Source organism: Spirosoma aerolatum, from assembly GCF_002056795.1.
Classification (GTDB): domain Bacteria; phylum Bacteroidota; class Bacteroidia; order Cytophagales; family Spirosomataceae; genus Spirosoma; species Spirosoma aerolatum.
Genome location: NZ_CP020104.1, coordinates 7,103,056 through 7,124,597 on the forward strand (window position 1 = coordinate 7,103,056; position 21,542 = coordinate 7,124,597).

19 protein-coding genes and 1 tRNA gene are annotated in these 21,542 nt (G+C 48.7%); 9 read left to right on the plus strand and 11 right to left on the minus strand.

Going from position 1 to position 21,542, the window contains the following annotated elements; genetic code table 11:
• Nucleotides 1–10 precede the first annotated feature (10 nt).
• From B5M13_RS29600 to B5M13_RS29615, 4 genes are all read right to left on the minus strand, one after another.
• A complete protein-coding gene (locus tag B5M13_RS29600) occupies nt 11–1,432 on the minus strand; it encodes an inorganic phosphate transporter (RefSeq protein WP_080059091.1) in 1,422 nt (473 codons plus the stop codon).
• A gap of 124 nt (nt 1,433–1,556) precedes the next feature.
• The gene (rlmN, locus tag B5M13_RS29605) at nt 1,557–2,600 is read right to left on the minus strand and encodes a 23S rRNA (adenine(2503)-C(2))-methyltransferase RlmN (RefSeq protein WP_080059092.1); all 1,044 of its coding nucleotides are present in this window, start codon (nt 2,598–2,600) and stop codon (nt 1,557–1,559) included.
• Between the two features lie 56 nt (nt 2,601–2,656).
• Nucleotides 2,657–3,184, minus strand: a complete 528-nt coding sequence (locus B5M13_RS29610; protein ID WP_080059093.1) for a CvpA family protein — start codon at nt 3,182–3,184, stop codon at nt 2,657–2,659.
• Nucleotides 3,185–3,285: 101 nt separating this feature from the next.
• Nucleotides 3,286–3,735, minus strand: a complete 450-nt coding sequence (locus tag B5M13_RS29615) for a GatB/YqeY domain-containing protein (RefSeq protein WP_080059094.1) — start codon at nt 3,733–3,735, stop codon at nt 3,286–3,288.
• A gap of 158 nt (nt 3,736–3,893) precedes the next feature.
• Between B5M13_RS29615 and B5M13_RS29620 the strand changes: the two genes are divergently transcribed.
• Both B5M13_RS29620 and mnmH read left to right on the plus strand, forming a co-directional pair.
• Entirely contained in the window at nt 3,894–4,625 is a 732-nt protein-coding gene (locus B5M13_RS29620) for a pyridoxine 5'-phosphate synthase (RefSeq protein ID WP_080059095.1), read from the plus strand.
• A gap of 85 nt (nt 4,626–4,710) precedes the next feature.
• A complete protein-coding gene (gene mnmH / locus B5M13_RS29625) occupies nt 4,711–5,760 on the plus strand; it encodes a tRNA 2-selenouridine(34) synthase MnmH (protein WP_080059096.1) in 1,050 nt (349 codons plus the stop codon).
• Nucleotide 5,761: 1 nt separating this feature from the next.
• Here mnmH and B5M13_RS29630 read toward each other — a convergent pair whose 3' ends face one another.
• Nucleotides 5,762–6,340 carry a hypothetical protein gene (locus B5M13_RS29630; RefSeq protein WP_170061215.1) on the minus strand — a complete coding sequence of 193 codons (579 nt, stop codon included), beginning with the start codon at nt 6,338–6,340 and terminating at the stop codon, nt 5,762–5,764.
• A 190-nt stretch (nt 6,341–6,530) separates the two neighbouring features.
• Between B5M13_RS29630 and prfA the strand changes: the two genes are divergently transcribed.
• Nucleotides 6,531–7,604: a peptide chain release factor 1 gene (gene prfA / locus B5M13_RS29635; RefSeq protein ID WP_080059098.1), complete on the plus strand. Its 1,074-nt coding sequence runs from the start codon at nt 6,531–6,533 to the stop codon at nt 7,602–7,604.
• A 120-nt stretch (nt 7,605–7,724) separates the two neighbouring features.
• Here prfA and B5M13_RS29640 read toward each other — a convergent pair whose 3' ends face one another.
• The 4 genes from B5M13_RS29640 to B5M13_RS29655 all read right to left on the minus strand — a co-directional run bounded on the left by B5M13_RS29640 (nt 7,725) and on the right by B5M13_RS29655 (nt 11,949).
• Entirely contained in the window at nt 7,725–8,213 is a 489-nt protein-coding gene (locus B5M13_RS29640) for a GtrA family protein (protein ID WP_080059099.1), read from the minus strand.
• 147 nt (nt 8,214–8,360) lie between these two features.
• On the minus strand, nt 8,361–9,119 hold the full coding sequence (locus tag B5M13_RS29645) for a succinate dehydrogenase/fumarate reductase iron-sulfur subunit (protein WP_080059100.1): 759 nt from the start codon (nt 9,117–9,119) through the stop codon (nt 8,361–8,363).
• An 86-nt stretch (nt 9,120–9,205) separates the two neighbouring features.
• A complete protein-coding gene (locus B5M13_RS29650) occupies nt 9,206–11,143 on the minus strand; it encodes a fumarate reductase/succinate dehydrogenase flavoprotein subunit (protein WP_080059101.1) in 1,938 nt (645 codons plus the stop codon).
• Between the two features lie 110 nt (nt 11,144–11,253).
• Nucleotides 11,254–11,949, minus strand: coding sequence for a succinate dehydrogenase cytochrome b subunit (locus B5M13_RS29655; protein WP_080059102.1), 696 nt, complete (start codon nt 11,947–11,949; stop codon nt 11,254–11,256).
• 349 nt (nt 11,950–12,298) lie between these two features.
• Between B5M13_RS29655 and fabD the strand changes: the two genes are divergently transcribed.
• From fabD to B5M13_RS33765, 6 genes are all read left to right on the plus strand, one after another.
• Nucleotides 12,299–13,174 (plus strand): ACP S-malonyltransferase, encoded by an 876-nt coding sequence (gene fabD, locus B5M13_RS29660; protein ID WP_080059103.1) that lies wholly within the window; start codon nt 12,299–12,301, stop codon nt 13,172–13,174.
• 124 nt (nt 13,175–13,298) lie between these two features.
• A tRNA-Gln gene (locus B5M13_RS29665) sits at nt 13,299–13,369 on the plus strand.
• Between the two features lie 352 nt (nt 13,370–13,721).
• On the plus strand, nt 13,722–13,916 hold the full coding sequence (locus tag B5M13_RS29670) for a hypothetical protein (protein ID WP_080059104.1): 195 nt from the start codon (nt 13,722–13,724) through the stop codon (nt 13,914–13,916).
• A gap of 98 nt (nt 13,917–14,014) precedes the next feature.
• On the plus strand, nt 14,015–14,392 hold the full coding sequence (locus B5M13_RS29675; protein WP_080059105.1) for a hypothetical protein: 378 nt from the start codon (nt 14,015–14,017) through the stop codon (nt 14,390–14,392).
• Nucleotides 14,393–14,858: 466 nt separating this feature from the next.
• On the plus strand, nt 14,859–16,100 hold the full coding sequence (locus tag B5M13_RS29680) for an alpha/beta fold hydrolase (protein WP_080059106.1): 1,242 nt from the start codon (nt 14,859–14,861) through the stop codon (nt 16,098–16,100).
• A gap of 131 nt (nt 16,101–16,231) precedes the next feature.
• The gene (locus B5M13_RS33765) at nt 16,232–16,387 is read left to right on the plus strand and encodes a hypothetical protein (RefSeq protein ID WP_170061216.1); all 156 of its coding nucleotides are present in this window, start codon (nt 16,232–16,234) and stop codon (nt 16,385–16,387) included.
• Nucleotides 16,388–16,500: 113 nt separating this feature from the next.
• On the opposite strand, the gene B5M13_RS29685 is transcribed toward B5M13_RS33765, so the two are convergent.
• Together B5M13_RS29685 and B5M13_RS29690 are read right to left on the minus strand one after the other, a co-directional pair.
• A complete protein-coding gene (locus B5M13_RS29685; RefSeq protein WP_080059107.1) occupies nt 16,501–18,036 on the minus strand; it encodes a RagB/SusD family nutrient uptake outer membrane protein in 1,536 nt (511 codons plus the stop codon).
• A gap of 121 nt (nt 18,037–18,157) precedes the next feature.
• Nucleotides 18,158–21,400, minus strand: coding sequence for a SusC/RagA family TonB-linked outer membrane protein (locus B5M13_RS29690; RefSeq protein WP_245859555.1), 3,243 nt, complete (start codon nt 21,398–21,400; stop codon nt 18,158–18,160).
• Nucleotides 21,401–21,542 lie beyond the last annotated feature (142 nt).

The following is a 21,542-nucleotide window of genomic DNA, read 5'->3' on the forward strand; positions in this document are numbered from 1 at the left end:
CTCGTTACAGTTACAGCAACCAGCGGAAGAAAATATATAATGAAAAAGACAGCAGAACCGACACAGGTAGCGTCAGCACCCACGCCAGGGCAATATTCCGAATGGTATCGGCCTGTAAATTTTTAACCCCTTTGCTGGCCACCATGCTCCCGGCAATTCCCGACGACAAAACGTGGGTGGTACTAACTGGCAGTTTCAGCCAGGAAGCAAACCCGATCATACTGGCGGCCACTAATTCGGCCGAAGCTCCCTGTGCATAGGTCAGGTGTTGTTTACCGATCTTTTCGCCCACCGTCACCACAATTCGGCGCCAGCCGATCATCGTCCCTAAACCCAGCGACAAGGCAATCATCAGAATAACCCAGAAAGGCGCATAGTCTGTAAATCGACGCAAGCCACTTTCCTCGCCCAAACTCTTGTTCAATACCGCCATCTGGGCCGAACTCACATTAGCGCCTTCATCGGCCGTAATCTTTTTCATATTGCTGTTGATCAGCAACAAGTCTTTCCGTACGTCCAGTCGCTTTTCGTTTGGGACCTTATTCTCGACCAGCGGTCCATTGATCAACTTGCTAAGCTCAGCCAATTCCGACCGGGTTTCAACCAGTCGTTCACGGTTGGCGGGCGAAAGCTGGCTGGAGTCCAGGGTAGCAATTGTCTGTTCAATGCCCGTGATATTGGTTTGCATCAGCCGTGGATCAAGCTCCGATTTTATGGCAAAATGGTAGGGTACGATGCCAATCAGAATCAGCATAATCAAGCCTACACCTTTTTGTCCATCGTTGCTGCCATGAAAGAAACTCACCAGCGAACACGTCAGAATAAGGACACCCCGAATCCAGGATGGTGGTTCGGTATTTTTCTTTGGTTCTTTAAAAAGCTGATCTTTAACATCCTGCGATACGGATCGACGCAAAACGAACATCAGCACAATGGCCAGGCTGAAACCGAGTAATGGAGAAAGCAGTAGTGCTTCGCCCGTTTCAATAGCTTTATCCCAGTTGACGGCAGCGCCGGTTTTATTTTCAGGGAGCGTAGAAAACGCTAAGCCAACACCCAGAATTGAACCAATCAACGTATGCGAACTGGAACTGGGAATACCAAAATACCAGGTTCCAAGGTTCCAGATAATGGCACTCAGCAGCAGCGCCAGTACCATAGCTACACTATGGTACACATTCTGATCGACCAGCAGTTCGACGGGCAACAGGTTAACAATCCCCATCGCCACACCAATACCGCCCAGCAACACACCCGTGAAATTGCAAATCCCGGACCATACTACCGCAACGGTCGGTTTTAGAGAATTGGTGTAAATAACCGTAGCAACGGCGTTGGCAGTATCGTGGAAACCATTGACAAATTCGAAGGCACAAGCAGCAAATAAGCTGATAAAAAGGAGGATAAAAACATCCGTTTCTAATCCAAACATAAGTGAAGTATCTTCAGTAAGTAGGCTAACAGTGGGTCCGTAAGCCAATGATTGCCACAAAAGTACGTCAAACTGTTCAGAGCAGTGTTAACAAATTGTTAAGTAGAGACCAGGTCGCCTGTCGCTACTTTTTGCCGGCCAATTGGCCGCAGGCAGCATCGATATCTTTACCCCGGCTTCGGCGAACGTTCACCGTTACCCCTTTACCATCCAGAAAACCCGCAAACTTGTCCAGCGTTTGGGGATCTGTATTTTTGAAATTAGCTTCGGCAATCGGGTTATATTCAATGATGTTCACTTTGGCAGGCACTCGTTTCGTGAACTTCCAAAGCTCGGTTGCATCCTGAAGGGTATCGTTGAAGTTATAGAAGAGAATGTACTCGAAGGTGATACGCGTGCCCGTCTTTTTGTAGAAATAACTTAATGCGTCGCCCAAAGCCTGTAACGTGTTGCTTTCATTGATGGGCATAATCTGGTCGCGCTTCTGATCATTGGCCGCGTGTAATGAGAGCGCCAGATTGAACTTTACCGCATCATCGCCCAGTTGCCGAATCATTTTGGCAATCCCCGCCGTCGATACCGTAATCCGTTTGGGCGACATGCCTAAGCCATCGGGCGACGTAATGCGATCAACCGATTCCAGTACGTTTTTGTAGTTGAGCAACGGCTCGCCCATACCCATATACACGATGTTTGAAAGTGGAACATCATAGTTCTCTTTAGCCTGTCGGTCAATCGCTACCACCTGGTCGTAGATTTCGGCCGCATCCAGATTACGTTTGCGATCCATATAACCCGTTGCGCAGAACTTACACGTCAGCGAACATCCTACCTGGCTCGACACGCAGGCCGTCATCCGGTCCACGTCATCGTTGCGAAGCGCCGGAATCAGTACACCCTCAACCAGATTGCCATCGAACAGCCGAAACGACGATTTAATTGTCCCATCGCTGCTGCGTTGCTCCTGATCAACCATAAGCGGTCGGATTTCGAAGTGGGTCTTTAGCAATTCCCGCATCGGTAGCGACAGGTTTGTCATTTGGTCAAACGACAATACCGATTTCTTCCAGAGCCATTCCTGAATCTGTTTGGCCCGAAATCCCTGCTCACCGTGTTGTGTCAGCCAGTCCTTAAGTTGAATCGTTGTTAGTTTGCGGATGTCCTGCATTTTTCAAAGAGTGAAAGAGCGAAAGAGTGAAAGAGCGGAGCAGAATAACCACTCTTTCACTCTTTCGCTCTTTCACTCTTTATGTTTTCAGCTCGCCATTTTTTCCCGGCATCCAGACCTTTGGGAACCCAGACAGCGGCTTTGTCCATCACTTTGGGCGCAATGGGCCGTACATAGGGATATAGAAAGGCGTTTTCGGTATAACGTGGAGGTATGACGACGTTCATATAGCTGAACAACCAAAGGATAACACTAATTCCAAACACCCAGGTAAAAAGCCCTACGGTTGCTCCAGCTACACTGTCGAATGTGCCGAGTAAGGTGTATTTCAGTGAACGACGAAGCGCCAGACCCAACTGATTGACCATCAATACAGTTGGAAAGAATATTATGGAGAAGCCCAGTAATGGCAATACTTTCCGGGCTAGTTCGCGGCTGATGTACGGACTCAGCAGGTCGATACCAAAAGCCAGAAATTTAAGCCCAACAATCATAGCGACCACAAAGGCTATGATGGCCACGATTTCGACCAGCAACCCTTTGCGGTACCCGTTAAAAGCCCCCCAGGCGAGGGGAATAAACATGAATAAGTCGAGGCTATTCAAAGAGCGAAAGAGTGAATGGCGAAAGAGCGAAAAAGTCTGCGCGATTAATTCGCTCATTCACTCTCTCGCTCTTTCGCTCTTTAAGAAAGTAGTTGCTTCACCATGGCCGAAATGGCCTTCCCATCAGCCAGACCGGCAAGCTCTTTTGTAGCTACACCCATCACTTTACCCATATCCGACGGAGCCGATGCGCCGATGCGAGTCATAATCGCCTTAAGCTTTTCTTTCAATTCGTCTTCCGACAATTGTTTGGGCAGATAATGCTCGATAACCGCAATTTCAGCTTCTTCAACAGCCAGTAGATCAGCGCGATTTTGCTGCCGGTAAATATCGGCCGAATCTTTACGCTGTTTTACGGCCTTCGTTAAAATGCGGGTTTCTTCTTCGGGTTTAAGACCGCCGGTTTGGCCTTCTTTGGTTTCTTCGAGCAGAATCATTGACTTTACGGCCCGTAAAGCACGAAGTTTATCCTGATCTTTGGCCAGCATGGCCTGCTTAATATCGGCGTCAATTTGTTGTTTCAGCGACATAATTAAAGAGCGAAAGAGTGAATGAGTGAAAGAGCGAACATGCAGATCTGAACCTTCACTTGATTGGCAAAGTTACAAATTTGTAATTCGTATTTCGCTCCGCTTCGGCAGACCGATTTCGCTCTTTCGCTCATTCACTCTTTCGCTCTTTACTAAATATGACTCGCTTATCCGTCAATATTAACAAAATAGCCACCCTGCGGAATGCCCGTGGAGGCAACAACCCCGATTTAGTTCAGGTTGCTCTCGACTGCGAACGTTTTGGCGCCCAGGGCATTACCGTACACCCTCGCCCCGACGAACGGCATATCCGGTATCAGGATGTGCTGGATCTGAAAGAGGTGGTGACGACCGAGTTTAACATCGAAGGGAATCCCGACGACCGCTTTATCGAGTTGGTTAAACGGGTAAAACCCCATCAGGTAACGCTTGTGCCCGACGCGCCTGATGCCATTACGTCGAATGCGGGTTGGGATACGGTCCGTTATGCCGACCTCCTTCGCCACTTAATCGCCATCTTTAAGGAAGATAACATTCGTGTCTCCATTTTTGTGGATGCTGACGAGCGGATGGTCGAAGGAGCGAAAGCCGTTGGTACAGACCGAATTGAATTGTATACCGAACCGTATGCAGCCCACTATGCCGAAAATCAGGAAGTGGCCATTGCTCCTTTTGTTAAAGCCGCTCAACGAGCCAATGAACTGGGGCTGGGCCTAAATGCGGGGCACGATTTAAGCCTGGAAAACCTCCGTTATTTCGACGAGCACATTCCTGGACTACTGGAAGTTTCGATTGGTCATGCGCTGATCTGCGACGCCCTGTATTACGGCCTTGAAAATACGATCCAGATGTATCGTCGCTGTCTTTCTTCTGAACTGGGATTTAGCTGATTTTGGGATTGACAGGATTTTGTTTTGCTTTCGCAGATCAAAAGTCAAAATCAGCTTTAATCCAAAAATCAACTCAATCCCGGTCATGGTTCATCAACTTTCCGTTGACGAGTTTTTAGAGAAAGCGCAACAGCTTCCGGTTATTGATGTTCGCTCACCCGCCGAGTACGAACATGCTCACATTCCAGGAGCATTCAGTATTCCTTTGTTCGATAACGACGAACGGGCACAGGTGGGCACTAAATACAAGCATGCCGGAAAAGATGCCGCCGTATTATTGGGACTTACAATGGTAGGGCCAAAGCTGGCTGATTTCGTTATACAGTCTAAAAAACTAACCCCTACCAATAAAGAAGTACTGGTCCATTGCTGGCGGGGTGGTATGCGAAGCGGTTCGTTTGCCTGGTTACTCGATACGGCTGGTATCAGGACATCGACGCTCGTGGGTGGCTATAAAGCTTACCGAAATGCCGTGCTGTCGGCGTTTGGTCAGCCGCTCAATTTGATTATTCTGGGTGGTAAAACAGGCAGTGGCAAAACGGATATTTTGAAAGAACTAGCCCGGCAGGGTGAACAAATCGTTGACCTGGAAGCACTGGCCAATCACAAAGGCTCATCGTATGGCGCTATTGGGCAGCACCCTCAACCGAGTAATGAGCAATTCGAAAACCTCATTTTCAGGCAGCTGAAAACGTTAGATGTATCTCGCCGTATCTGGTTAGAAGATGAAAGCCGCAGTCTAGGCAGTTGTTTTATCCCGTTACTGCTCTGGCAGCAGATGCAGCAGGCTACTACCGTTTTTGTCGATGTTCCGAAAGACAGACGTATTCATCGACTGGTCACTGAATATACGGGCATTGATCATAATCTGTTGGTACAGGCAACCGAGCGAATTAAAAAACGGCTGGGAGGCAAAGCCACTCAGGACGCCCTCGAGGCCCTTATCCGACAGGATTACGCAACCGTTGCCGATTTAACGCTGGCTTATTATGACAAGGCCTATACACACGCACTGGCTCAACGCGACCCAGAAAGTATTTATTCACTAGAAATGGATGAAGATAATCCGTTTGAGACAGCTCAACAGCTCCTCCAGTGGGCCAATGGTCAACCTGCCAGTGGCGTTTTGCGGTGATTTACTTTTTTGAGGCACCCATTCGCCGGACTACTTCGCGCTTCTGAAAACCAATATGCCAGACCGCAAACGGTACGTCCTGCTTGCCAAAACAGGCCTCGCAGATGGGGCTATCGGCAGGCACGGCCAGATTATACACAAATGACGTATCCGACGTTTTCTGAATATTTGAAACAGGAGCCAGTTTCTGTTTGGCATTATAGAAATAAGCCGACAGAATCTCGCGCTCTTTCGCACTGATGTCTTTATCCTGAATATCAGCTGGCCCCAGCAAACGGATGTCCAGCACATACCGATCCGCAATAGCTTTGGTTCGGGGCAGGTCTTGTAATTGACACAGCCTGGTTCGTTCGGCTGGGTCTGTTGTTCTCTGAAGCGCTGTAGTCAACTCTTTTTGTATGGTTGCGCTTACTTTGCCGCCCAGATTATCAATGGTTTCGATCAGGTCGGCATCCGTAACCCGTTTAATTTTCGAATCAGCCATTTCCTGCTTCAATTCATTGGTATACTGTACTCGTTCAGGATTACAGGACAATAAAAAACTGATTGATAAACCCGATAAGACGACGATACGAAACATGGTTAGAACGTACTTAAGCATTATTTTGTCATTGTTTTAGGACAACATACCTCTACTCTGCTTGGTTGCATACCGCCAAAATAAGCCCAACTGCCGGAATGCCAGACCACAGGATTTTTGTAACTTTGTTTTTTATTCATTTGTCTTATTCGTTGTCATTCTCACTGGATGGCAAGTAAAGGTATATACTATGCTCGAACAGCTAGAAGCCATTCGTGAACGCTTCGATGAAGTATCTCAGCAAATTGTGCAGCCCGAAGTAGTTTCGGACCAGAAACGCTTCATGAAGCTGAGCAAAGAATATAAAGATTTAGAGAAAATTGTTGTGCAGTATAAGGCGTACACGCAACTGCTCGAAGAAATAGAGAACGCCAAACAGATCATCTCCACCGAAAAGGACGAAGATTTCCGTGAATTGGCGAAAGCTGAACTGGACGAGCTCCTCCCCCGCCGGGAAACAATGGAGGAAACGCTCAAAGAGATGCTGATTCCGAAAGACCCCAACGACAGCAAAAACGTCATTCTCGAAATTCGGGGTGGTACTGGTGGCGATGAAGCCGCTATCTTCGCGGGTGACCTGTTCCGGATGTATCAGCGCTTCTGCGAAAAAATGGGCTGGCGCATGTCGTTGGTCGATTACACAGAAGGCACGTCGGGTGGCTACAAAGAAATTGTGACCGAAATCGAAGGGGAAGATGTGTATGGAAAGCTTAAGTTCGAATCGGGTGTTCACCGGGTTCAGCGCGTACCCGCCACGGAAACACAGGGACGCATTCATACTTCAGCGGCTAGTGTAGCCGTATTGCCCGAAGCCGAAGAGGTCGATGTGGAACTCAATATGAACGACATCCGTAAGGATACCTTCTGTTCGTCGGGAGCGGGTGGGCAATCGGTAAACACGACGTATTCAGCCGTTCGACTTACGCACATTCCTACCGGACTGGTTGTCCAATGCCAGGATGAGCGCTCTCAGTTAAAGAACTTCGACAAAGCCCTGACGGTATTGCGGTCGCGACTTTACGAGATCGAATTGCAGAAACATAATGAAGCCATTGCCTCGCAACGGAAAACGATGGTGGGTAGTGGCGACCGCTCTGATAAGATTCGCACCTACAACTACCCTCAGAGCCGCGTTACGGACCACCGCATTGGTATGACGGTTTATAATCTCCCATCGGTTATGGACGGCGACATTGGCGATTTCATCGAGCAACTCCGCATTGCCGAAAACGCCGAACGACTCAAAGAAGGAGCAGCTGCGTAAATTGCTTTGCAAAATAAGTATGCCCCCGATGGGGTTAACTGTTTATGGCTATTATGACTTTCCATAAACAGTTGATCCCATCGGGAGCATACTTATTTTGTCGAACACTGTGCGATTGTTTTACAGATTCAGCAAGCTTTTCAGGCGTTCATAAAAGCCCGTGTTACGAAACGTAAACTGCTTGTGTAACACATAATTGCTAATAAAGCTCAACCCCATACCGATAATCTGAGCCACGAGTTTATTCACATTTACCTCTTTTACCGAAAAAGGAATTAGTACGGTGAATGGCTCAAAATTATTGACCGAAAAATCATATAGAAAAGAGGCAACATACACCGTAATCAGGCAGGAAAGAATCGAAACAAGTGTAAACTTAATGGCCTCCCGATTGGTCTGGGCCGAATTTCGGGCATTAAAAGCAAACAATTTGGTTAGCAGAAAACCCACGAAAAACGCGACAACATACCCAATAAGCAAAGCCTCCCGGTAACTAATTTGAAACCACTCCTGCAATAAACTACCGGCAATTAACTGTAACGAAGCACCAATAGCAGCAACAATAAAGTAAGCCAGTACATCCCGGCGGTTAAAAAGATCACTTGACATGTATTCTTTCAAAGAATAAGCAACAAAACAGCGGCTTTTTATATATGCCTCATCGCTTCGTTCACTTTTACGAAAAAAGACAACTTAAAAAAAATCCGGCCCTTCCTCATTGAGAAAGCACCGGATTTATCGGTACCGATAAACAAATTAGCCCTGAACGTTATCAGAGGTTAGTTTAGCTCCCAGATATTCACGATTCAGCCGGGCAATGTGGTCGAGCGAAATGGACTTCGGACACTCAACGGAACAGGCACCCGTAAACGAACAGGCCCCAAATCCTTCGGCGTCCATTTGAGCAACCATCCGTTCGGCCCGCTCTTTGTGCTCAGCCTTACCTTGTGGTAAAATGGCCAGCTGCGACACTTTCGCCGACACAAACAGCATAGCCGAAGCATTTTTACAAGCTGCTACGCAAGCGCCACAACCGATACAGGCAGCCGCATCCATAGCTTCGTCGGCAATGCTACGTGGAATCAGGATTTCGTTGGCATCCGGCGCTGATCCCGTATTGACGGAAACGTATCCACCCGCCTGAATGATCCGGTCAAAAGCAAGCCGGTCAACCATCAGGTCTTTAATGACCGGAAAGGCCCGCGCCCGCCAGGGTTCTACTACAATGGTGTCGCCGTCGTTGAACGAGCGCATGTGCAACTGGCAGGTAGTTGCACCCGTTTGTGGACCGTGTGGCCGTCCATTGATGTACATAGAACAGGTCCCACAGATACCCTCCCGACAATCGTGATCGAACGCTACAGGCTCTTCACCTTTGCGGGTCAGCGAGTCGTTCAGTACGTCGAACATCTCCAGGAACGACATATCTTCCGACACGTTATCCAGTTGATATTCGACTAGTTTACCGGGTGTATTACTATTTTTTTGTCTCCAGACTTTGAGTGTGATTTTCATTGTCGATGGGTTTTCGGTTTACGGTATCCGGTTTACCATAGCGTTTGTTTTTCACCGCTGTAAACCGGATACCATGAACCCAGCATTTATTTATAACTCCGCTGTGTCAGTTTTACGTTTTCGAATACCAGTGGCTCTTTATTCAGAATTTCAGGCTTACCTTCACCCTGATACTCCCAGGCAGCCACGTAGGCAAAGTTTTCGTCGTCGCGGAGGGCTTCGCCATCAGGAGTTTGGTACTCCTCACGGAAGTGCCCACCGCAGGATTCATTCCGATTCAAGGCATCATCCACCATCAGCTCGCCCAGTTCGATAAAGTCGGCGACACGGCCAGCCTGTTCGAGCGCCTGGTTCATTTCATCGGCATCGCCCAGTACTTTGGCATTTGTCCAGAACTCTTTCCGAAGCGCCTGAATTTTCTCTTTGGCAATTTTCAGTCCTTCAGCCGTACGAGCCATACCGCAGTATTCCCACATGATATGACCGAGTTCTTTATGCAGATCGTCGACCGGACGACTGCCTTTGATTGACAGGAACTTCTGAATTTGGTCCTGGATTTTCTTTTCAGCCTCTTTAAAAGCCGGAGCGTCCACGGGAATTTTATCGGTCGGGCCAATCGTAGCCAAATAATCACCGATAGTATACGGAATCACGAAATACCCGTCGGCCAGCCCCTGCATCAGCGCCGAAGCACCTAGCCGGTTAGCACCGTGGTCGGAGAAATTGGCTTCACCCAATGCATATAAGCCGGGGATGGTCGTCATCAGGTTATAATCGACCCACAAGCCGCCCATGGTGTAGTGAACAGCCGGATAAATCATCATCGGTGTTTCGTAAGGGTTCTCACCGGTGATTTTTTCGTACATCTCAAAGAGGTTACCGTACTTGGCTTCGATGGTTTTATGCCCGTCCCGTTTGATAGCGTCGGCAAAATCCAGATAAACAGCCAATCCCGTTTTCGACACGCCACGGCCTTCGTCGCACATATTTTTCGCGTTTCGGGAGGCAACGTCGCGTGGTACGAGGTTACCGAACGATGGGTAGCGACGCTCCAGGAAGTAGTCGCGTTTATCTTCAGGCAGGTCAGTAGGCTTCAATTGCCCTTTCCGAATCTTCTCAGCGTCTTCAACGGTTTTTGGTACCCATACACGCCCATCGTTCCGAAGCGATTCGGACATCAGTGTGAGCTTCGACTGGTAGTGACCCGATACGGGAATACAGGTAGGGTGAATTTGCGTAAAGCAGGGATTACCAAACAGAGCCCCTTTCTTGTGTGCCCGCCAGGCGGCTGTTACATTACAACCCATCGCATTGGTCGACAGGTAGAATACATTACCATAACCACCCGTACAAAGCAGAACGGCGTGCCCTGAGTGCGATTCAATTTTGCCGGTAACCAGGTTACGAACGACAATACCCCGTGCCTTACCCCCTTCCACAACGAGGTCAAGCATTTCGGTACGGGTATAGAGTTTTACTTTCCCGTTAGAAACCTGACGGCTCAGCGCCGAATAGGCCCCTAGCAGCAGTTGCTGGCCCGTCTGCCCCCGTGCATAGAACGTCCGGGATACCTGAGCGCCCCCAAAGGAACGGTTAGCCAGGGTTCCGCCATATTCACGCGCAAACGGTACGCCCTGAGCCACGCATTGGTCAATGATATTAACACTCACTTCAGCCAGCCGGTGTACGTTCCCTTCGCGAGCGCGGTAATCGCCCCCTTTGATGGTATCATAGAACAACCGGAAAACACTGTCGCCGTCGTTTTGATAGTTTTTAGCAGCGTTAATCCCTCCCTGAGCGGCAATTGAGTGTGCCCGACGAGGACTATCCTGATAGCAAAACGCTTTTACATTATATCCCAGTTCAGCCAACGAAGCGGCAGCTGATGCTCCCGCCAGACCTGTACCAACGACAATAATATCGTATTTACGCTTGTTAGCCGGGTTAACCAGCTTCAGCGAAAACTTATGCCGTGCCCATTTCTCGGCTAAAGGGCCTTCGGGGATTTTAGATTCCAGTTTCATTCGTCAAATTTTGAATGATCGAATGATTGAATAATTGACTGATTGAATTGACAGAGACAGCGTGTAGTTTTCGCCTATTCACCAATCCAATCAGTCAATCATTCAGTCATTCAAATAATATTGTGAACCTGTAAATACACGTAAATCGGCATGGCTGCGAAAGCCGCCGGAATGATGATGGCAAAAAAGTACTTGCCCAGAAATTCAATGACTGGGGTATACTTCTTATGCCGGACACCCAGAGTCTGGAACCCGCTCTGGAAACCATGCCACAGGTGATAGCCAATAGCTACCATACAGATGACGTACAGAACAACGTACCATAACTCACCAAAAGCGACCTGCACTACAGCATACAAATCCTTATACTCCTTTCCATCATACTCAGCCATAGGCACTGATCCGAAATGCATTTCGTACCAGAATGTCCGCATGTGAATAACAATGAAGAGCAGCAAAATGGTCCCCAGAATACCCATATTCCGCGAAGCCCAGGCGCTGTTTGCTTCGGGCTTGCTATAGGCATATTTAATGGGGCGAGACGCCTGATTATGACGCGTCAGCACAAAAGCCATCAGCGCATGAACCAGAATCGACGTGTAGAGGAGGTAGGAGATGGTGATAATAAGCGGGTTGTGGGTCATGAAGTAGGTGTACTCATTGAAAGCCCGACCGCCATCGCCTTTAAACAACTGGAGATTTCCAGCCATATGTACAATCAGAAATGAACTTAGAAACAGTCCCGTCAGCGACATGATAACCTTTCGACCGAGGGAGCTGGATAGCGTTTGTGTTACCCAAGCCATAGGATGAACGACACGAAAAATTTAGTGGTAAACAATTGAAAAAAAGCCGGTTTGAATGGCGCATCAAAACTAAGCCACAAACCCGATGGAAACAAGTTAAAGCCCCTTTCTAAACGGTTTTATAGTTTATTTACAGCTGATATAAATTAGTCGAAATCAACGACTGACCTGCTCAACACTACGTTGTGGTTAGTTGTTAGATAAGTTGGCACATTTCTGCCCAAACAACCAGCAAACGTGGCGGTATTTTGAACAACGCTAAATATCGCTCTATTTTTGCGCTCTTTCGTTACGGTGCAGGGCAGACTGTGTCGTTCGATTTTATTCTATCATTCTTTCGCTCTTTACAATGAAAGCATACGTTTTTCCCGGTCAGGGCTCTCAGTTTCGGGGTATGGGACAGGATCTCTACCAGGCTTCCGAAGCGGCCCGCCAATTGTTCGATCAGGCCAATGAGGTGCTTGGTTATAACCTCACCGGCATTATGTTTGAAGGTTCCGACGAAGAACTCAAACAAACCATTTATACCCAGCCCGCTGTTTTTGCACACGGTGTAGTACTGGCCCTGACAACCGATTCATTCGCTCCTGACATGGTAGCGGGTCACTCCCTGGGCGAACTATCGGCGCTTACGGCAGCTGGTGTTCTGTCGTTTGCCGATGGATTAAGCCTGGCATCGGTACGTGCTACGGCCATGCAGCGAGCCTGCGATCTGACGCCTTCAACGATGGCCGCAGTATTGGGTCTGACCGATGCAGTCATCGAAAGCGTATGCGCTGAGATCACCGAAGAAATTGTGGTACCAGCCAACTATAACTGTCCCGGTCAGGTTGTGATTTCGGGTAGCGTAGCGGGTATTCAACTAGCCGAAGAGCGGCTAAAGGCAGCCGGAGCCAAGCGTGTCGTTCCGCTGGCGGTAAGTGGAGCCTTCCACTCTCCGTTTATGGAACCCGCCCGTACCGAATTTGCCGAAGCCGTCGAACGGATGACCTTCAATACGCCCCGTTGCCCAGTTTATCAGAATGTAAATGCCCAGGCGGTCACTGACCCGGCTCAAATCAAAGCCAACCTGATTGCGCAACTCACGTCGCCAGTTCGCTGGACCCAGTCTGTTGAACGGATGGTGGCAGATGGCGCTACTGAATTTTTTGAGTGCGGTCCTGGTAAGGTTCTTCAGGGCCTGGTTAAAAAGATCAGCCCAGCTATACCTGTAGCAGGCATTTAAGAAATGCTAGCCAACTGTAAATCAATGCCCAAGCGTTTTTTTACACAAAAGGGCTACTTTTTTTAGACCATAATTTGTTTTTAACACCCACAATCCGTTATCTTTGCACTCGCAAATGCAAAATAGCCCGATAGTATAAGGGTAGTACGACAGATTTTGGTTCTGTTTGTCTAGGTTCGAATCCTGGTCGGGCTACAAAAAGCAAAGTGCACACTTCATTGATTCCCCTGTAAATTAACCATTTACAGGGGAATTTTGCGTTTAGGCCTTTTTACTACTCTTTAGCAACCCAAAAAGTAAATCTTTGATACAACTCATTGCAGGCTTCCTGTTCGGTAGGAGGTTGGCTAGTCAGTAGGGGTGCTACACGATTTCAACTAGAAACGACTTCCTATTTTTATTTTGCTATATATAATACAACTATGACATAGTCGCTGTATTTTTGCTAGAGATCCATGCGGCAAAGCTCCCGTCGCTTTGATGGACTCTACCTATGTACCCCAGGTAGTTGGCGTGGATTTTCCAAATCTTCTAATTACTCTATACAATGGCAGCAAAAAAACAGGTAATTCGTATCGTATTCGATGTTTTGGATGAGCGAAACCATAGTCTCTTTATAAATGGCGATCTATCGATCACCGCTGCTGATCCCGACGAAGCGATTGATCAGGTTTTCACCCAAATGCAACAGCAGTTTAATCGACCAGACATTCGGCTTACCCGAGTGCGCATCTGTGCCTGAAGTATTTTTTAGAGTCAATCAACGTGGCTTCTTTGGCCTTAGTGACCGCTTCGTTATAACCCCGGCAACGTATATAGCCGTAGCTTATTCATTACGTTATGGATCAACGTATTGGCTTTAATGATCTGGAAAGATCGCCCTACAATGAATTCATTCGAGGTCTGGCTCTGGAATGGGCACTGGCCGAACTGCCCACCCAACAGCTAACGTATGGCGATTATCTGACCAATATACGCATTTTACTACTGACAACTCAAGATGTAGACCGGACCTCGCAGATCGTAAAGGCTGTGCTGAGGCAGGCTGCCCAACTTCACAAAACATCGGAGTGGGTGGAACAGGAGTTAAAATTTGAAGGGATGGTAGAAGGAGCCGATCGAGTTGATTTTCTACGCTTCGAACTACAGCAGGCTGGCGCGCCGGACGATGCCTTACTAGATCAATACAATGAGCGAATCATGCGGTTTAGTTCGTAACTCCAGGCAGTTTTCTTGTCTGCCTTCCTGATGCCAGCTTTGCGGCTGGAAGTAGGAAAGGCAAATGAATCAAGTACGATTACAGTCCTTATTGGCTCCAGCGTCGGTTTCAACAATACAGTGACCCGTTGCCCCGTCTCGGGAGTAGGTTCTGATCCTGTATCGGTGTGCTGACACCCGGCGGTAACAAAACAGTAAGTAGTTCATCCAGTCCGGTTGTAAACCTAACTGATGGTAGCAACGCGGGGACCCAATCTCAACCAGCTCAACAACCTCTACGCCCACATCAGTACGGGTTTATAGAGGTCGCTGGTAGATCATGGGAATAGCCTGGCTATCTCCATGATCTACCTCTCTACTCGTATTGATCGGCAAGTAATTCTATAAGGCTTGCGGCTTATTCTATCGATTCGTCTGAGGAATCTCTCTATCCCATTTCCGATACAACTCAACAGTCTATTTCCCGATGGAGCCGCATCGCACAGTTTATAAGTTGGTTTACCTGATTTTTCTTTTGCTTGCTATAGGGACAAGGCTTCAGGCGCAACCTACGGAACAGGTAAACTATAACGAAGCCAAGGTTCCGACCTATGTCTTACCGGCGCTGCTCAACACAACGGCCAATCGACCTGTTCGTAACAAAACAACCTGGGAAAAGCAGCGACGCCCTGAAATCATCCGGCTTTTTGAAGAGAATGTGTATGGACAAATGCCCAGGTCTTATGATCGGCTTACGTACTCGGTAACCCATGAAGATGCCAACGCTATGGGAGGAAAAGCTACCCTGAACGAGGTACTCATTGAGGTTGTCAACCACGCAAAGTCAGTAAAAATAAACCTCGTTCTTTTCGTACCGAATCAGCCGAAAAAGCCCGTTCCGGCTTTTTTGTTGATCAACAACCGGGGCAAAGATAATACCGATCCTACCCGAGCCCACAAAAGTGACTTCTGGCCAGCCGAAATGGTGATTGATAGCGGTTATGCTATTGCCGCTTTCCACGTCAGCGACCTGGCCCCCGACGATAGCGTTCGGTACGTAAATGGGGTACTACAGCTTTATCCTGACCAATTGACGGCCAATAACGGTATGAAGGCTATAGGAGCCTGGGCCTGGGGCGCCAGTCGTGTGTTGGATTATCTGGAAAAAGATGCCACCATCGACACCAAAAGAGTAGCACTTGTGGGGCATTCGCGGGGCGGGAAAGCGTCTTTATGGGCGGCTGCCGAAGACCCTCGATTCGCTATGTGTATAACGAACTGTTCAGGAAATACGGGAGCCGCTTTATCGCACAGACGTTTTGGCGAAACGATTAGCCGAATCAACACGACCTTCCCCCACTGGTTTACAAACAACTACAAAAAATTCAACAACAACGAAGATGCCTTACCCCTCGATCAGCATATGCTGCTGGCTGCCGTAGCCCCACGACCGCTTTATGCAACTAATGCGTCGAAGGATCTGTGGGCAGATCCAACGGGTACTTTCCTGGCTTTAAAACAGGCCGAGAGCGTGTATGCTTTATATGGCTTAACGTCTCACCTGCCCGCTCGTCCCCCGGCCATCAATCATCCGATTATCAACTCCCCGATTGGCTATCATAATCGCGAAGGCGAACACAACCTAACTGCCTACGACTGGCGCCATTTTATCCAGTTTGCCAATCTTCATTTCCGGCACAAACCAATCCGTTTTAAAAAAGAACCGTAGATCCGAAAGAATGGTCGAATTATAGGTAACGGGCAAACCATATACATTAACTATAACAATTTGATAATCTGAAAATCAGTGACTCTGTTCGGCAAGTCAGTCAATACTAGACAGACATTTATGTATTTGCCATGCTTGAACACTGGATCAATGAGCTTATGAATCTACTGGCTGGCAATAGCCGATATATACGTTATTCAAGAAACCGGCAATCTCTTTTTATACTAGGCATTCTGGCCTTTTTGCTGATTACTTTTCTGCTCATCTATTTTGTTGAAATGAGCTAACTAGCTCTTTGAACTAGCATTTCATAAACCGCGAAGGCGCAAAGACGCGAAGGGTATAAGCCAGAAACTTATTCTTCGTGTCCTTGCGCCTTCGCGGTTTATGAAAAATTGATCTAGTAACCCAGATTCTGATACATACCGCTCGGGTTCAGCTTATACTCGTTGAACGGAATTGGGTAGTAATAATCTTTCGTGCCGAAATTCGACAGTTGGGCCGCGCCAAAATCAGCCTGACTTTTCGACTTGAAATAAGTAACCAGCTCGTCAGGCGTAAAGAACCGCAACAGATCGAACCAGCGTTGGTTTTCGAAGGCAAGTTCAACCCGTCGTTCGTGCAGGATAGCCAGCTTCAGCGTAGGGTATTTAGCACTATAGGCCGGATTTGTTTTAGCCACATTGTAGAGTGGCAGTTTTGCCCGTTCGCGTACCTGATCCAGAAAGCCAATGGCCGTTGCCTCATCGCCCAGGTACATATTCACCTCAGCCAGCATCAGAATGACATCGGCATACCGAATCAGCAGCCAGTCGTTACCACCATAGCCACTCGTTCCGGCCGCCGAGCTGGCATCCCGAAACTTGGTAATGAAATAGTCTTTTACGACGGCTGCGTTGGCGTACTTGATCGAGTAATCTTTCCGAACATCGCCGTCCTCATAGTCTTTTACCAAATCAGGTGTTACGTTGCCGCCTACACCCGTGGTCGTTTTCAGCGAGTTGATGGTTTCGCCCTGCGCCTGGTTGTTGGCGGCAATGCTCGACGAATAGTTGATATCGCCCTGTTTGTAAACAATCTGGAATATGGCTTCGGGATTGGTCGTTTTTTTGGTTACATCGAACACGTCGGTATACGGAATTTCCTTCAGCGTACCGAATGTCCGCTTGCTATAGGCGTAGGTCAGGTATGTTTTTGCCTGCGCCAGATTCGTAGCCCGATTCGCCTGATCCAGCGTAGTTGCCATGGTCAGGTATACCTGCCCGAGCAGTGCATTTCCGGCCACTTTCGACACCCGACCTTTATCAGCAGCAACCCGAACGTCGGGCAGTGAACTGTTGACTACATCCGTCAGGTCGGCCACGATCTGAGCGTATACTTTCTCTTTCTTCTCCCGGAATGTATTGGCCGTCACCTCATCGACCGTGGTTAACGGCTTGGTCACCAGCGGTACATCGCCCCATTTCCGAACTAGTTGAAAGTAAATGAGTGCCCGGATAAATTTGGCTTCAGCCTGATATTGCGCTTTTGTGTCGGTCTTCGCATAGGTTACTTTTTCCGAACCGGCCAGCACGTAATTGGCTCGGGTAATGATCTGATATAGCGAAGTCCAGTGCGTTTGCAGATACGAGTTACTTGGCAGCAGGGCGAAGGCATTAAACTGAAACGGCTCCCCGGCATTCGACTGGTTATCGTTTCGGCCCGTATTATCGGAGCGTTCCTCGGAATATAGTCCACTGCCCTCTGCGATACCACTGTTGTCGCGAAGGGCATTATAAGCCCCATTCAGCGCCAGTAATACATCATTTTCTGTCTTATAATAGTCAGAGGTTGCAATTGCGTTTGGATTGGTTTCAATCAGAAAATCCTGGCTGCACGAACCCAGCAACAACAGGGTCAACAGCGGCATATAGCGAAATGATGATTTAGATATCATGGTTGATTAATGAATAATTGATAATGGGTAATGTAAAATGAACACTGGATAATGGATAAGGCTTGAGACCTCGCCCGACCTCACTGCTCATTATTCATTTTACACGGTCCATTATCCATTTTTAAAAAGTGATGCGTGCACCCAGGTTGTAGCCACGAGCCAGCGGATATTTGCCGTAATCGACACCCGGAGCCAGGTTAGCCCCGTTGTTATAATCTACCTCTGGGTTATAGCCCTTGTATTTGGTGATGGTAAAGGCGTTGTTGACGTTTACATATAGCCGCAGCCCACTGACATGTGCTCTGGCCACCAGGCTAGCGGGCAAATTGTAGCCCAGCGTCAGATTTGTGCATCGGAAGTATGACCCGTTTTGCAGGTAGAAAGTCGACAAGCGGGTGCTGTTGCTTTGCGTTCCCCCGCGCGATGCCCGGTATACCTGTCCATTACCGGGTTGATCTTCTGACCGATACCGATCAGCCACCACCGAATACTGGTTGCCCGACCCTTCCATATTGAACAGGTAGTAGTCCTGACCATCCAGTACCTGACTGCCATAAATACCGTTGAACGAGGCATTGAAATCCAGCGCTTTGTAGCTGGCGTTCACGGAAAGTCCATACGTAAATTTTGGATACGGACTGCCAATCACCTGTTTGTCGGCATCGTTCACGACACCATCGCCATTTACGTCCTGGAAAATCAGATCCCCGGGACGGAGCGGGTTCGTCGAAGCAGTTGACCGGGCGGGGCCTTTCAGAACATAGCCTGCCGGAAACGATTGCGTAGCTGCGTTGTAGACGGCATTGTCGGCCGCCAGATTGTCCATGTCTTTCTGGCGTACCATACCGATCGCTTTGAACCCATAAAACATGCCGACGGGCTGGCCTTCCTGCGTGATGTGTGTGATATACGACCGCTCGGCACCGGCTACCAGAATGGTGTTGGCTCCGCCCATATTCAATACTTTGTTGCGGTTAAGCGAGATGTTACCACTCAGGTTCAGTTTGAAATCCGGTGTCGAAATAGCCCGGCCATCGATCTGCAATTCAACGCCCTGGTTCCGGATTTTCGAGTCGCGCAGATTGGTCAGGATACTAGTAGTGCCCGAAATAGCCGAGATTGGCTGGTTAAATAGCAGGTTATAGGAATAGCTCAGATACCCATTGGCAATCAGCAGTATTCGGTTATTAAATAAGCCCAGATCTACGCCCAGATTATACTGCGACGTTGACTCCCAACCCAGCTTCTGGTCTTTGATAGGCCCAGAATAAAAGGCCGTCTGAATAGTTCCTGATCCAAATACCGCTCCAGTTGGGCTAGCCATCGTTTGCAGGTAATTGTAGTTGCCTACGTTGTAGTTCCCGGTAAGCCCCCAACTTCCCCGCAGTTTCAGAGTCGATGACGAGCCAAACACATCGGCATAGAACGGTTCGTTCGAGATCGTCCAGCCACCCGAAATAGATGGGAAACTACCCCAGCGATTCAATGGCCCGAAGCGTGACGAGCCATCAGTACGGAAGGCAGCCGTGAGGTAATAGCGGTCGTCGTAGTTGTACTCAGCCCGCGCCAGATACGATAGCAGCGTTTCTTCCTGCTTACCCGTTCCGGTAAAGCCAACACTGCTGGTAGTAGTGGTGGTATTCAGGAAAAAGTTGGTAGGATCGGCACCCTTGGCTGTAATTTCCTGCACGGCATCATTCTGGAATCCCTGGGCCGATACACTGATCTGGTCGAGGTTGGTTTTCTGCGCCGTGTAGCCAATTAATCCATTGATCCGGTGACGGCCGATCTGTTTGGCGTAGGTAGCCGTAAACTCAGCCAGCAGATTCTGCGTATTGAGCGAGAGGGCCTGAGCGGTAGCGGCTGCAATGGCCTGGGGCGAATACGGTGGGTTATTACCACTGCTGAGGCTGGTGGGCAGATAATACTCATATTTCTCATTGTAAGTCTGCATACCCACATTCGCTTTGGCTACGAGGCCCGGAATGATTTCGTAGCTGGCCGTACCATTGAATGTGCCACGAAGCCCTTTGCGGGTAATGTTCGTTTCCATAGCCATCGCCACCGGATTCTCAATAGTCTGATACCCATAAACCGGTTGCTGAGACGCCATCTCATTTTTGACTAGATTACCATTCTCGTCGCGCGCCCGGAAAATCGGCGCATAGATCAAAGCGCCCAGAATTGGCCCCTGATTAAAACGTCCTTCCTGCACTTCACGGTTGCTGGTCGAGGTCACAAACATACTGGTGCCTACCTTAAACTTCTTGCTGATGTCGGCATCGATATTGGCGCGAAAATTCAACCGCTCCTGTTTGGTAGCCACGATGATGCCCTGCTGATTCTGGTAGCCACCGCTAATCAAGTAGCGAACTCCATTATTTCCACCTGAGAACGTTAGATTGTGGCGACTGAAGGGAGCATTTCGGTACAGCTCGTCCTGCCAGTCGGTATTGTATTTAGGGGTAATCAGTTTCTGGTTAGCGAAATCGTAGAATTCGGTGGGGATACTGACCGACGAGGCATTCCCCACTTTGGCAATCCGGGTTGCATTATCGTCCGAGAACATGGCATCGCTCCAGGTTTTGCCGCTATTCTGCACCAGGTCGCGGTAGGTGTTATTGCGACCATCGATCACTAGTTGCGCAAAGCCGCTGGCATCCAGCAGTTTTACTTTTTTAGCCAGTTGGTTAATGCCATACTGGTATTCGTAATCGAACTTACCCTTGCCATCTTTCCCGCGTTTGGTGGTGATCAGTACGACCCCGCCTGATGCCCGCGACCCATAGATAGCGGCCGAAGCGGCATCTTTCAGAATATCAATGCTTTCAATATCGTTTGGGTTGATGAATACATCGTTGCCCGCCGGAAAGCCGTCGATCACATACAAAGGATCGGAACTGGCATTAATTGACCCGATACCCCGCACCCGAATTTTAGTACTCACATACGGAGCCCCGCTCACCTGCGACACCTGTACCCCCGCCAGCTTACCGACCAGTGCCTGACCCAGTGTTGGGGCGGCTACGTTCAGTTCGCGGGCTTTCACATTGGCGATAGCGCCCGTTACATCGCTTTTCCGCAGAGTCTGATACCCCACGGCCACTACTTCGCTCAACTGGTTGACGTCTTCTTTCAGCCGTACTGTTAGTATCGGTTGCGAACCTACCGTCACCTCCTGCGTGGCGAACCCTACCGACGAAAACACCAGCGTAGCCCCAGCGTTTACATCCAGCGAAAACTGGCCATTGGCATCCGTAACAGTTCCTTTCCGGGTTTGTTTTTCAACAATATTAACGCCCGGAATGGGTTGGTTCTGTTCATCGGTGACCGTACCGCTAATACGAATAACCTGATGAAGCAAAGACCTTGTACGTGGACTCGCCAGCGTTGGTTGATGGCTGGCGAGCAGGCAGGCCAGCAATGTTAGGCAAAAGAGACACCTGCTCAATGAAATTGAGTAACGATTCATGTCAAGTTGTATAGTATTGGATTAGTTGTACAGC